Genomic DNA, 13,147 nt, shown 5'->3' on the forward strand with positions numbered 1-13,147 from the left:
GCATTAACGCACCACAAACAACTCGTGATGCGCGCCACTGCAAGCCCCACAGCCGAAACTGCGGGTGGCCTTATTAGATCTCCGAACTACGCTGCGTTGATTGCCATTGTTTTTCCATGGCAACATCTGCAGTTGATGCCGATAACACAGGCTTACCTAAAATGTGGTCCGCCGCTTTTTCTGCCACCATAATGGTTGGCGCATTTAAATTACCGTTTGGAACGGTTGGGAAGATAGATGAATCCACAACCCGTAAACCTTCGATCCCGTGTACTTGAGTTTGCGAGTTAACCACGGCCATCTCATCTTCACCCATCTTGCACGAACACGACGGATGGTAAGCACTCTCAACCGCTTGACGAACAAAAGCATCGATTTCTTCATCGCTTTGAACATCTTTACCGGGTTGAATTTCACCATCGCGATATTCATCAAACGCATTCTGTTCGATAATCTCGCGAGTTAGACGTACGCAAGCTCTAAAACCTTCAATGTCGTCTTGATGCTGTAAGTAGTTAAATTGGATCTTAGGCGCAACCTGTGGATCCGCTGACTTAATCGTTACTGCACCACGGCTTTTTGGTTTGTTATGCCCAACATGAACTTGGAAACCATGACCATCAAAGGCACTTTTACCGTCATAACGAATGGCTGCTGGTAAAAAGTGATACTGAATATCTGGCCATTCAACACCCGGTTTTGAACGAATAAATGCACATGATTCAAAATGGTTAGTCGCCCCTAAACCTGAGCGATTTAATAACCAACGAGCACCAATTAGCCCTTTTGAAACAAGGCCTAATTTGCCGTTTAAAGTAATTGGTTGCTTACACTTATATTGGAAGTAAAACTCCAAGTGATCTTGTAAGTTTTGGCCAACACCTGGTAAGTGATGTTTAACCTCAACACCCGCTTCGCTCAGGATATCTTTATCACCAATACCTGATAATTGCAGAATATGCGGTGAACCAATTGGACCCGCACTTAAAATAACGTCTTTTGCTGCAAATGCTTGCTGCTTAGAGCCAGATACTGAATACTCAACGCCCACGGCTTTTTTGCCTTCTAGCAAAACTTTTTCAGCTAAAGCACCGGTGACTAGCGTTAAGTTTTTACGTGACTTAACTGGGTCTAAATACTCACGGCTAGCAGAGCTTCTTACGCCATCTTTAACTGTCATATGCATTGGCCCAAAACCTTCTTGCTGGGCTGCATTGTAGTCATCAGTTTGCGCATAACCTGCTTGCTGGCCCGCTTTGATAAAGGCTTTATAAAGCGGATTAGCCATTTCATTACCGTTATTAACCCCTAATGGGCCGTTATCGCCACGGTAATTGTTACCACCTAAGTAGAATGATTCCGCACGTTTAAAGTACGGTAAACATGCTTGGTAATCCCAACCATTAGCGCCGTGTTGCTGCCATTCATCAAAATCTTTGGCATGACCACGTACATAGACCATGCCGTTAATCGATGATGAGCCACCTAACACCTTACCTCGTGGGCAGTGCATTTGACGGTTATCTAAATATGGCTCTGGCTCGGTATGAAATTGCCATGCATATTTGTCAGTATTCATTGGGATTGATAGCGCGGTAGGCATCTTTATAAAAATGCTTTTATCACTACCGCCCGTTTCAAGTAATAACACCTTATTAGAAGGGTCTGCTGATAGTCGGTTTGCCAACACGCAGCCTGCTGAGCCAGCACCGACTATGATGTAATCATAGTTCTGTGTACTCATTAAAATGGACTCTCTATATTGCTCATACCCACATAAATCGATTTAGTTTGGGTATAGTGATCTAAAGTTTCGATACCGTTTTCACGGCCGATACCTGATTGCTTGTAACCACCTACTGGCATTTCTGCAGGTGAATTACCATAGCTGTTTATCCAACAAATACCGGCTTGTAGCTGGTGGATCACGCGGTGTGCACGCTGAATATCTTTAGTAAACACGCCTGCGGCTAAGCCTAGGTGCGTATCGTTTGCACGCTGAATAACGTCATCTTCATCATCAAACACCAACACGCTCATTACCGGGCCAAAGATCTCTTCTTTAACTATGGTCATGTCGTCTTTACAGTCGACAAAAACGGTCGGTTCCACAAAGTAGCCGTTTGGCGCAGATGCAGGTGATAGTGCCTTACCGCCGGTTAATAAGGTTGCGCCTTCTTGAATACCTTTATCGATATAGCCAAGTACTAGCTCTTGGTGTTTTTTAGAGATAAGCGCCCCTAAATTCACCTCAGGATCCATTGGGTCGCCAGCAATAATATTTTGCTCAGTGCGTGTTTTCAGCTCATCAATAAACTGCTGATAAACATTTTTATGCACATAAATGCGCGTACAGTTAGTGCAAATTTCGCCTTGCGTATAAAAATTACCTAACATTGCCGCACTAACAGCTTGTGATACATCGGCATCATCAAATACTAATAACGGTGACTTACCGCCAAGCTCCATGGTCACATCTTTAAGTGAACCAGCAGCGCTTGCCATTACTTTTTTGCCTGTGCCTACTTCACCAGTGAAAGACACTTTTTCAATATTTGGGTTTGCAGTTAACCATTGTCCTACTTCAGCAGCGCCTTGCACAACGTTGAATACGCCAGCAGGTACACCCGCTTCGATGAAAATCTCTGCAAGTTTAATTGCACCAAGTGGTGTTTCTTCAGAAGGTTTGAAAATAACCGCATTACCCGCAGCCAGTGCTGGGCCTGATTTCCAACAAGCAATTTGTAGTGGGTAGTTCCATGCGCCAATACCGGCACAGATACCTAAAGGCTCTTTACGTGTGTAGTAAAAATCATTGCCAACCATTTGTTGCTGACCCACTTGCGCAGGAGCAAGACCAGCAAAATATTCGATAACATCGGCGCCAGTTTCAACATCGACACACTCGGCTTCTTGCCATGGCTTACCCGTATCAAGTACTTCTACTTTTGCCAGTTCATCGTTACGTTCGCGTAAGATTGCCACGGCTTTTAATAAAATACGGCTACGCTCAATTGGTGTCATTGCAGACCATGCTGCAAACCCTTGTTTTGCGCTTTCGATTGCCGCGTTTTGAATAAACTCATCAGCAATTTCAACGTGATAAATCACTTCATCCGTTGCAGGGTTCTTAACTGCAAAGGTATCGCCAGTTTGATTCTTTAAAAAATGGCCATTAATAAAATTTTCGTAAACAGGTGTGGTCATTTTAGGCTCCATACTGTTTTATCAGTGAACGAATGTAGTCTTTGGCTAATCGCTCACAATTTTCGAATTGATCTTGGTCTGACTTACTTAATACGGCTCTTAGCCATAAACCATCGATCATGGCTGCACTTAGCTCAGCAGCTAAATTGGCATCGCTATCGCTCATTAACTGTTTGAATGAGCTTAATAAGTTACTAAATAAACGTTTACTATTTACGTTTTGTAAGCGATGCAACTGGGCGTCGTGCATTGAATGCGCCCAAAAGCTCAACCAAGTTTTGGTGTTGTTGCTTTGCTGCTGAATACGCGAAAAGTTTGCTTCAACGATAAACATTAATCGTTGCTCTGGACTAGTTTGTGGCGTTACTTGATTCAAAAGTGCTTGCTTTAAGCTGGTCAATAAATAACGCACAGTGGCTTCAATTAAGCCCTGCTTACCACCAAAATAATGACTGATAATGCCAGACGATAAGCCTGCCTTTTTACTAATGCTATTTATGGTGGTGCCTTGCAAACCAAGCTCTGCAACCGACTCTATTGTGGCGTCAATTAACTGCTGACGACGAACAGGTTCCATTCCAACTTTCGGCATAATTTTTTATTGATTGAACGTTCAATTAAAATAAAGGTTAAGGTAATGAGCATGGCAATTCAAGGTTGACAAATTGTAAACAGCCGCAAAGCTATACTCGTAAGTTAAGCTAACCCACTGTTCTTACGCTCATTATCAGATATATAAAAAAGTTTTAAATTTATTCAAAATAAAGCCTAAAAAGTATGAATTTAGGCTGAAATGCGGAAAAAAGAGAATATTTATTGCAGGCGTATTTTTAATAAAAAAGCGCTTATAAAAGCGCTCATGTTAGGCTAAGCTCATTCGTGGTATTTACGAATCACCGCTATCTTGCCATCTTCGATTTCGAGCACATCCATAATGGTCTGCGTGTATTCAATTTCTTGCTGGTTTTGCGGGTGTGTACCTTTAGCATGATGGGTATAACGCAAGGCAATGGCAGAATCATTAAAAATAAAGGTATCGAGTAAGTTTGCTTGGTATTCAGTGTGTGCCCCAAGGTAAAAAGTCATGCCTTTACGCATCATCGCTTTGCCATCTGGCTCTCTAGAATCATCTGTTTGATAAGGTAAGTGTTGGTTTGCTACATCGTCAGTTAATAAAGCTAAAAAGGCTTCTAACTCTTTGTTGGTGGCATTGGGTGCTTGTGTTGCAACCATGGTAATAAAGTACTGTTGTGCTAATGCTGTGAGCGCTGGGTTAGCTTGCTTTGCTTGGCTGCTAAATGTGCTAAACAAACAAATAGCTAGAAAATAAAGGTGCTTCATCGTTATTCCTTGTGGTTTTAGTTATTGACTAATAATCAAACTACGAACCTAAAATAACGACAAAGCCCCGAACTATCAATATATTAGTTTAAGCTGTTTGTGGCTTTGGGATCTCGCGTTTATCTAAATAACCGCTATATCGTGTTGCAATTAACGCAGCTAAACTGATGATAGCGCCAATCCAAGCAGTGTCTTGCAATGAGTAGTTTTCAACGACAACGCCACCTAACACTGAGCCCAGCGCAATACCGATATTAAACGCTGCAATGTTTAACCCTGAGGCCACATCGACGGCATTGGGGGTGAACTTTTCGGCAAGTTTAACCACATATACTTGCAGCCCAGGCACATTACCAAACGCAAATGCCCCCCATACAAGTATGGTCAGTACCGCAGCGACTTTAGATTGCATGGTAAAGGTCAGCAACAAGAGCACAATACTCAAAGCACTAAAGATAATGGTCAGCGCACTAATGGGGCCTTTTTTATCGGCTAACTTACCGCCATAAATATTACCAACAGCAACCGATACCCCATATACCAGCATGATTAAGCTAATGGTGGCTGATGCAAATCCAGTTTGCTGCTCTAAAATGGGCGCTAAATAGGTAAAGGCAGTAAATGTGCCGCCATAACCAAGTATGGTCATCAAGTACACCAGTAAAAGCCTAGGTTGCACCATTACTTTTAGCTGCTCACCCAAAGTAGCCGGTTTACTTTGCTTTAAGTTGCTAGGAATTAAAAACGCGCTACCAATAAGTGCAATTAAGCCCAGTAAAGACACTACTAAAAAGGTCGCTCGCCAACCAAAGTGCTGACCAATCCAAGTCCCTAATGGCACACCGGTTACTAATGCAACCGTTAACCCCGTAAACATAATCGCAATGGCACTGGCTTCTTTATCTTTACTGACAAGCCCAGTAGCGATCGTTGAACCAATTGAGAAAAACACCCCATGGGCAAGGCCTGTTAGAATCCTTGCGGTGATCAAGCTGCCATAACTAGGTGCTTGCCAAGCCAGTAAATTACCAATTACAAATAGGCTCATTAAGCTAAGTAATACATGTTTTCGATTCCAGCGTCCGGTAAGCGCGGTTAATACTGGCGCCCCCACCGCAACCCCTAATGCGTACAAGCTAACAAGTAGCCCGGCACTCGGTAACGAAACCGCTAAATCATTAGCGATGGTTGGCACTAAGCCGACAATCACAAACTCAGTGGTGCCTATGGCAAACGCACTGAGAGTTAACGCAAGTAATGCTATTGGCATCACATATCCTCTGTTTAATTTTGAAAGTGCGGCTATTGTGGCTAAAATTAAATTTGCAAAAAATAGCAGTAGTGACAAAATACTTTTGTCAAAAATGAAAAGGTAAAACCATGAGCGTGACCTCCAACACCCAAGATTTAGAAGCATTTATTAGCGTGGTTGATACCGGCGGGTTCTCAAGTGCAGCCAATGCATTAGATGAGCAAGTAGCAAAAATATCACGGGCGGTAACTCGGCTCGAGAAATCCTTAAACGTTACCTTATTCAACCGCACTACAAGACGCATTGAGCTGACCGAAGAAGGCCAGTTATTTTTAGGCTATGCTAGAGAAGCACTGAGTCAGCTTGCACAAGGCGAAGAAGCCTTAAAGCTTCTGCACTGTGCGCCATCAGGAAAATTAAGAGTCGATGCTGCAAGTCCTTTTGTGTTTCACCAATTAGCACCACATTTAAAAGCCTTTAACCAAGCTTATCCTGACATAAAACTTGAGATCACCAGCCACGACAACATTATCGATTTACTTGAGCATAAAACCGATATTGCTATTCGTATTGGCGAACTTGCTGACTCAAACTTGCATGCACGCACTTTGGGAGTTAGCAAGTTACAGCTCGTTGCCAGCCCTGACTATTTAAAAGCGGCACCGCCATTAGATGAGCTAACCGATTTAGTCTCGCAACAACTTATTGGTTTTACCGATGCGCCGCATTTAAATCACTGGCCGCTAACCACGCCTTTAGACCTTAAATTTTCAATCAGTGCATCAAGTGGTGAAACTGTGCGCCAGCTTTGTATACAGGGCCATGGCATTACCTTGTTGTCGGAATTTATGATCAACGAAGATTTAAAAGCAGGCCGTTTAGTAAAAGTGCTCGAAGGCGAGGTACTGAGCCCTAATCGCCGCGAAAAAGTGCATGCGGTGTATTACCAAAACAGCGGTGTGTCATCACGAGTATTAGCATTTTTAGACTTTATAGCCCCAAGGTTAACGCTGTAGTTTTTGCATTTTTAACAAAAGTGTTTTGTGATTACTGGCATTAATTTCATAAATAATTTTCGTTATGCTGAAAGCATATTCGCTTTCAAGGAGCCGTAATGAACAAATTATTCGATACCGTACAACTTGCCGGTCATACATTAAAAAACCGCATTGTTATGCCACCGATGACCCGCTCTCGCTCATCACAACCGGGTGATATCGCCAATGAGTTAATGGCTGACTACTATGCACAACGTGCCAGCGCCGGCTTAATTATCAGCGAAGGCACACAAATATCAGCCCTAGGTAAGGGTTATGCTTGGACACCGGGTATTTATACTGCCGAGCAAATTGCTGGTTGGAAGAAAGTAACCGACAAAGTTCATCAAGCTGGTGGCATTATGTTCGCTCAGCTTTGGCATGTTGGCCGAGTGTCTCACCCAAGTAACACAGGTGGCGAGCAACCAATTGCGCCATCAGCTATTGCAGCTAAAGACGTTAAAGTTTTTATTGATGAAGATGACAAACCCGACTTTGTTGCCACAGCACAGCCTCGCGCAATGAGCCATGACGACATCAAACAGGTTATAAACGAATACCGCCAAGCAGCCCGTAATGCAGTTGATGCAGGGTTTGATGGTATTGAACTTCACGCTGCCAATGGTTACTTAATTAATCAATTTATTGATTCAGAGTCAAACCAACGCACTGATGAATACGGCGGCAGTTTGGAAAACCGCTTACGCTTTTTACAACAAGTGACACAAGCAGTTTGTGATGAAATTGGTGCTGAGCGTGTTGGCGTACGCCTTGCTCCACTCACAACCCTCAATGGGACGGTCGATGATAACCCATTCGAAACCTATATTGGCGCAGCAAAAGTACTCAATGAACTCAACGTTGCTTACCTGCACATTGCTGAAGCTGATTGGGATGATGCGCCTTTAATGGAGCAAAGCTTTAAGCAAGCGCTACGTGAAAACTATGCTGGATTAATGATTTATGCGGGCAAATACACTGGCGATAAAGCAGAGCAAGCACTAGCCGCAGGCTGGGCTGATTTAATAGGTTTTGGTCGCCCGTTTGTTGCAAACCCAGATCTGCCAGCTCGTATTGAACAAGGCATTGAACTTGCGAAGCATGATCCAGATACCTTATTTGGAGGAGGTGCTAAAGGTTACACTGACTACCCTTTAGCAACGCAGTAACGCGCTAAAAAAGGTGGCTCGTCAACCAAAAGCTCAATACAATAAAGCTGATGTTGGCGAGCGCTCTTAACCACCAAGGAGCAGAGCTAAACTGGAGTTGGCTGTACTTGCTTACTAATACCAACACGCCCATCACAGTAAACCAAGGAGTAAAAAAGAATAGTGGCTTTAACTTCACTAAACTCACAGCTAAATCGTGCAGCGCCCCACTGACTGCAAAAGTAACAACAACCGCACACCAAACCGGCATAAAATCATTGCAAGGCTTCATTACAAACCGAGATAAATAATAGCTCCAGACCGGATTCCAATATCGCCAAAACAAATAAAATGAGCTAGCACCTAGAGAACGTGTCAGCATATTGCGCAACGAATCTTTATGCCCAAGGGGCACACCTGTGCGTTTTTTAACGTATTGACCAAGGGTAATAGCTGCAGACACGGGCTTTCTCTTTTTTACTAATGACAAATTCAGACTACTAAACAACCAACAAAAGAGAAACCAAAACAAGGCTGGAAATTGTAACGGTTTATTTTATTCGTATTGGTTTTGCGCAGATAGATAGCTGGTAATCAGCCATTACTTCTGCTATCAACATTAGAGGGACACCAATGAAAACTTCATTATCATTGACTTGCTACTGAGTGAAACATTGAAAGTGTACCCTAACGGAGTATACTATGATTTATAAAACAAAGGATTTTGTTTCGCGCACGAAAAAAGAAAGCCTGTCTGATGCTGATTTAATAAACGCTTGCAGAGAGATGTCAGCAGGCCTTTACGATGCAGACCTAGGTGGTAATGTCTATAAAAAGCGCGTAGCCATGGGCAGTAAAGGAAAAAGAACTGGTTATAGAACTATCGTCGGGGCGGTAATTGGTGATAAATATTTCTTTCTCTATGCGTTTGCTAAAAACGCTAGAGCTAATATAAATGCTAAAGAAAAATTAGCATTAAAAGAGTTAGCAAAAGAGTTTATTCGATTTTCCCAAAGTGAACTTGAACAACTAGTCGATGATGGCGAACTTTTAATTGTAGGTGATGATCATGAGTGACATATTAAAGTCAGTTCACAAAACAGTGAGTGGATTAAAAAAGTCAGGAGTTATAGACAAAACGACGATGCGTAAATTTGACGCATTATGCCTTACAAGTGTTCATGAATTTACCCCCGAACAAGTTCGTAACTTAAGACTGAAATACAATCTTTCACAACCGGTTTTTGCTCAATACTTAAATGTCAGTGACAAGTTAGTTAAAAAATGGGAGCAAGGTGATAGCTCACCAAGAGGAGCAGCATTGAAAATGCTCACTCTGGCAGAGCAAAAAGGGTTAGAAGCAATCGCTTAAGCCTAATCCAAAGCGCTGTAAAAATCATTTCATTAAAATCACATCTTACTTTTTACTTTATTAGTCGCTTGGCTGGTGGCAGGGTTATCTGGCCAAAAATGTTTTGGATAACGTCCTTTCATTTCTTTTTGTACATCACGGTAACTCGTTTGCCAAAAGTTAGCTAAGTCTTGAGTTAACTGCAGCGGTCGCCTCGCTGGTGATAATAGCTCCATTAATAATGGCAGTTTACCTTGGGCCAGCAAAGGCGTGCTGGTCATGCCATACACTTCTTGCATGCGCACACTGAGCTTCGCAGGACCATCAAGTTGATAGGTCACTTTTACATTTGAACCACTTGGCACCGTTAATCGTAAGGGGAGCAATTCATTCAATAAACTTTGCTGCTGCCAATCAAAACAGCTTTTAATCGCTTCGCTGTAATTGAACTTTTTTAATTGCTCAAGGTTTTTAATATCATCCAAATAAGGTGCAAGCCATTGGCTATCGGCACTTAAATCATCTTTATTTAAAAGCGGGAATGACTCTGGTAACAGCTTACTTGCCAAGCTCATTCGAATAAGTAACTGCTCACTATCGGGCTGTTCATTAAATAACGAAAAGCCCCGCTTACTAAATAAATTTAACCACGCTTTGGTGCGCTCGTTTTTATCTAGTGGCTGTTTACTTGGTTGACTCGCTATTGTGATGGCACCCAGCTTGAGCTCATCTTGATGGATAAAACGCCCTGCTTTTTCATCGTACTCGCAGCGAGTTTGCTCAGTAAATAAATGCGAAAGCTCATCTTCAAGCTCATTTGGCATAAAGGCAACAGCAGCAAAAACACGGTTACCCTTATGGCCGCCCATATGCGCAATGGCAATATAGTCATCGTTATGCCAAAACTCCTCACTTAAATCGGCGCCAGCACCATTGGCAAGTAAACAACCATTACCGCGCTTTTTGGCGAGGCGGTCAGGAAAGGCAAGTGCCACCAGCAGCGACAAGTACTCTGTTTTGAGCTCATTAACCGGCTTGAGTTGCAAGCGCGATAGCCAATAATTTAATTGCTGCTTAAATACTGGGTGCGGTTTGCTGTGCTGACTATGCAATGCCAAATTAAGATCCGCAGGCATACTAATGCGGCTTTCAAGCAGTGCAGTTAAATACCCCGCTAATACATAAATACCAGGCATGCGCTGCTCTAGTTGCTTTGCCTTAATGAGCATGTGTGAGAGACGAATATCGGCTCCATAGCTCAGCATTTGGCTACCGAGGGCTGTTAGCTTTTCATTTTCATCAATGGCTTCGAGCATTTTCAAAAGTGCCGTTGCCTGTTCAATCTGCTGGCTACTAGGTGGGTCGAGTAAGCTAAGCTCAGCAAGTGACGCCCCCCACTGCTTTGCCTCTAATAACAACTGACTAATATCACTGGTCAGAATTTCTGGTGCATCATGGCTATTACGGCGCTCAAAAGTTTGTTTAGAGCCTAATCGATACACAACCCCCGGCTCAATTCGCCCAGCACGACCAGCGCGCTGAATGGCAGAAGAACGAGAAATACTTTGCGTAACGAGCTCTGTAACACCGGTTTTTAAATTGAAATTGGCTGCACGGCGTTTGCCGCTATCAACCACAATGCGTATTCCTTCAATGGTCAAACTGGTTTCAGCGACATTGGTGGTTAATACCACTTTGCGTTTGCCACTTTTAGCAGGCGCAATAGCAGCTTGTTGCTCGTTTTTATTTTGCTCACCATACAAGCTAAATACTTCGACGCTATCATTTAAATCATTTAAAGACTGCTGAACGCGCATGATTTCACGCTGCCCTGGTAAAAATACTAAAGCACTGCCCGTTTGCTCACTAAGCGCCTGTTTTATTAGTGCAGGTATGTCATCGAGCCAGCGGCTTTCGTCTTTAAGTGGAGTATACACTTCATCAATTGGGTAGCTTCGTCCTTGTGATGAAATAATCGGACAGCTGAAAAACTCACTGTAACGTTCGCCGTCTAAGGTTGCCGACATCAGTAAGATTTTTAAATCATCGCGAAGTGCAGCCTGTGTTTCGAGGGCAAATGCCAAAGCCGTATCTGCGGCAATTGAGCGCTCGTGAAACTCATCAAAAATAAGTAAGTCTACATCACTAAGCTCTGGGTCATTTTGCAACATACGCGTCAGCATGCCTTCAGTGACAATTTCGAGTTTAGTTGTAGAACTTACTTTTGATTCGCCACGAATGCGTAAGCCGACACTGTCACCGACTTTTTCATTCTGCTGACTTGCCAAATACTGGGCAATATTGCGTGCGGCCAGTCGTCTTGGCTCTAACATAACAATGCGTTTAAAGTGCCCTTCGCGCATTAAGGTAAGAGGCAGCCATGTCGATTTACCCGCTCCCGGTGGCGCTTGCAATAAGGCCATTGGGTTACTCTGTAATGTGGTTAACAGGGATTGATAAATATCTTGAACTGGCAGCACGTTAGGTATCTCTTACTTTCTTTTCACGCATTGTATCAAAAAACTAAAAATTGCGATGGCTATAGGCTTATTTTCTATCTCGGGCTTTAGAAGTGAAAACATTGCATTCTGCCAGTTTAGACTTATTCTTGATTAAACGACCAAACAAAAATCAGAATAAGGAATTAACTTGTTCAGGATTTACACCCGTATTTTAATCACCTTGCTACTTTTAGTTTTCCCGTTTCAAAAAGCATTTAGTCAGCAAAAAATTACGGTTGCACTTGGCAATACACTACCACCTTGGGTCATGGTTGAAGACAACACAGGCATTATTCCTGACTTACTTCGCGCGACGCTCGGTGTTCACGGTTATCAAATACACTTTGTCTACGTTCCCTATGCAAGGCGGATCCCTTTGTATACTGAGAACTTAGTTGATGTTGTGTCTGATATTAATGAAAAAGTTATCGAAACCCATCAAATGAGCGGTTACTTTTCAGATATTGCTTACAGCTACGAGAACTTTGCTTTTAGTCTGGCCAAGCAAAACCTGCAGCTTAGCTCTATTGCACAATTAAAACACTTTAGTGTTCTTTCATGGCAAGGTGCAAAAGAATTACTCTCACCAGAATATCAAGCAATGGCCAGAGAAAACCCACAATACGCAGAAACCTATGATCAACTTGCACAAGTACAGCTTTTGTATCGAGAGCGCTACGAGGTAATCCAGATGGACGGTAAAATTTTTGATTATTATCGAGCGTTAATTAATATCAATGACGAAATTGATGTCTCTAAACCTGTGCAACGATTTGCGTTATTTGGCAAAAACCCCAGTGGCTTTTTATTTCGAGACGAAGCCTTAAGAGACCTGTTTAACGAGAGCTTGCGTAAACTAAAATCAACTGAAGAATACACGCGGATAATCAATCGCTATACATCTAAGAGCCACTAAGTATCTAAAAACTAGCGTAACAGAAAATATTACAGGCTAATTCTAAAAACTACGTAGTAATTGCAAACTTTTAAATTCCACTCATTATATGCAAAAGCATAAAATAATTATAAATCAATCAGTTAATAAATTTCATCAAATTGGTACAGCGATTGCTCTTACTAAGATGAATGTTTAACAAAGTAAGGAGATTATGATGAACAGCGATCGTTTAGAAGGCAACTGGAAAGAGCTTAAAGGTAAAGCACAACGTAAATGGGGTGACCTTACCGATGATGATTTAGATAAAATTGAAGGTAGCCGTAAAGAGCTGGTTGGTAAACTTCAGCAAAAATACGGTAAATCTAAGGAAGAAGCTGAGCGTGAAGTCAGCGACTTTGAAAAAAGCCATTAA

At 42.5% G+C, this 13,147-nt stretch carries 13 protein-coding genes; 6 read left to right on the top strand and 7 right to left on the bottom strand.

The genetic code is table 11. The features are described from left to right. Positions 1–73 precede the first annotated feature (73 nt). The 5 genes from betA to MTF66_RS19275 form a co-directional block, all read right to left on the bottom strand. Entirely contained in the window at positions 74–1,744 is a 1,671-nt protein-coding gene (betA, locus tag MTF66_RS19255) for a choline dehydrogenase (RefSeq protein WP_248528003.1), read from the bottom strand. Next, positions 1,744–3,207 carry a betaine-aldehyde dehydrogenase gene (betB, locus tag MTF66_RS19260; RefSeq protein WP_054554308.1) on the bottom strand — a complete coding sequence of 488 codons (1,464 nt, stop codon included), beginning with the start codon at positions 3,205–3,207 and terminating at the stop codon, positions 1,744–1,746. The genes betA and betB overlap by 1 nt, the downstream gene beginning before the upstream one ends. 1 nt (position 3,208) lies before the next feature. Further along, positions 3,209–3,799, bottom strand: coding sequence for a transcriptional regulator BetI (gene betI / locus MTF66_RS19265; protein WP_055020667.1), 591 nt, complete (start codon positions 3,797–3,799; stop codon positions 3,209–3,211). 281 nt (positions 3,800–4,080) lie between these two features. Beyond that, the gene (locus tag MTF66_RS19270) at positions 4,081–4,548 is read right to left on the bottom strand and encodes a nuclear transport factor 2 family protein (RefSeq protein WP_248528006.1); all 468 of its coding nucleotides are present in this window, start codon (positions 4,546–4,548) and stop codon (positions 4,081–4,083) included. An 88-nt stretch (positions 4,549–4,636) separates the two neighbouring features. Beyond that, positions 4,637–5,818, bottom strand: coding sequence for an MFS transporter (locus MTF66_RS19275; RefSeq protein WP_248528009.1), 1,182 nt, complete (start codon positions 5,816–5,818; stop codon positions 4,637–4,639). A gap of 110 nt (positions 5,819–5,928) precedes the next feature. Between MTF66_RS19275 and MTF66_RS19280 the strand changes: the two genes are divergently transcribed. Then, positions 5,929–6,816 (top strand): LysR substrate-binding domain-containing protein, encoded by an 888-nt coding sequence (locus MTF66_RS19280; protein ID WP_248528012.1) that lies wholly within the window; start codon positions 5,929–5,931, stop codon positions 6,814–6,816. A 98-nt stretch (positions 6,817–6,914) separates the two neighbouring features. After that, positions 6,915–8,006 (top strand): alkene reductase, encoded by a 1,092-nt coding sequence (locus tag MTF66_RS19285; protein ID WP_248528014.1) that lies wholly within the window; start codon positions 6,915–6,917, stop codon positions 8,004–8,006. Between the two features lie 4 nt (positions 8,007–8,010). Here MTF66_RS19285 and MTF66_RS19290 read toward each other — a convergent pair whose 3' ends face one another. After that, positions 8,011–8,448, bottom strand: a complete 438-nt coding sequence (locus MTF66_RS19290) for an acyltransferase (RefSeq protein ID WP_248528017.1) — start codon at positions 8,446–8,448, stop codon at positions 8,011–8,013. A 239-nt stretch (positions 8,449–8,687) separates the two neighbouring features. Here MTF66_RS19290 and MTF66_RS19295 point away from each other — a divergent pair, with 239 nt between their 5' ends. Both MTF66_RS19295 and MTF66_RS19300 read left to right on the top strand, forming a co-directional pair. Then, positions 8,688–9,062, top strand: coding sequence for a type II toxin-antitoxin system RelE/ParE family toxin (locus MTF66_RS19295; protein WP_248528020.1), 375 nt, complete (start codon positions 8,688–8,690; stop codon positions 9,060–9,062). Continuing rightward, positions 9,055–9,357: a DNA-binding transcriptional regulator gene (locus MTF66_RS19300; protein ID WP_248528022.1), complete on the top strand. Its 303-nt coding sequence runs from the start codon at positions 9,055–9,057 to the stop codon at positions 9,355–9,357. Before MTF66_RS19295 ends, MTF66_RS19300 begins: the two co-directional genes overlap by 8 nt. A gap of 38 nt (positions 9,358–9,395) precedes the next feature. Here the strand turns inward: MTF66_RS19300 and hrpB are convergent, their stop codons facing one another. Further along, the gene (gene hrpB, locus MTF66_RS19305) at positions 9,396–11,816 is read right to left on the bottom strand and encodes an ATP-dependent helicase HrpB (protein WP_248528023.1); all 2,421 of its coding nucleotides are present in this window, start codon (positions 11,814–11,816) and stop codon (positions 9,396–9,398) included. A gap of 169 nt (positions 11,817–11,985) precedes the next feature. On the opposite strand from hrpB, the gene MTF66_RS19310 reads away from it, so the two are divergent. Continuing rightward, positions 11,986–12,753, top strand: a complete 768-nt coding sequence (locus MTF66_RS19310; protein ID WP_248528026.1) for an ABC transporter substrate-binding protein — start codon at positions 11,986–11,988, stop codon at positions 12,751–12,753. A gap of 196 nt (positions 12,754–12,949) precedes the next feature. After that, positions 12,950–13,147 (top strand): CsbD family protein, encoded by a 198-nt coding sequence (locus tag MTF66_RS19315; RefSeq protein WP_054562286.1) that lies wholly within the window; start codon positions 12,950–12,952, stop codon positions 13,145–13,147.

It is taken from the genome of Pseudoalteromonas sp. 2CM39R (assembly GCF_023161845.1).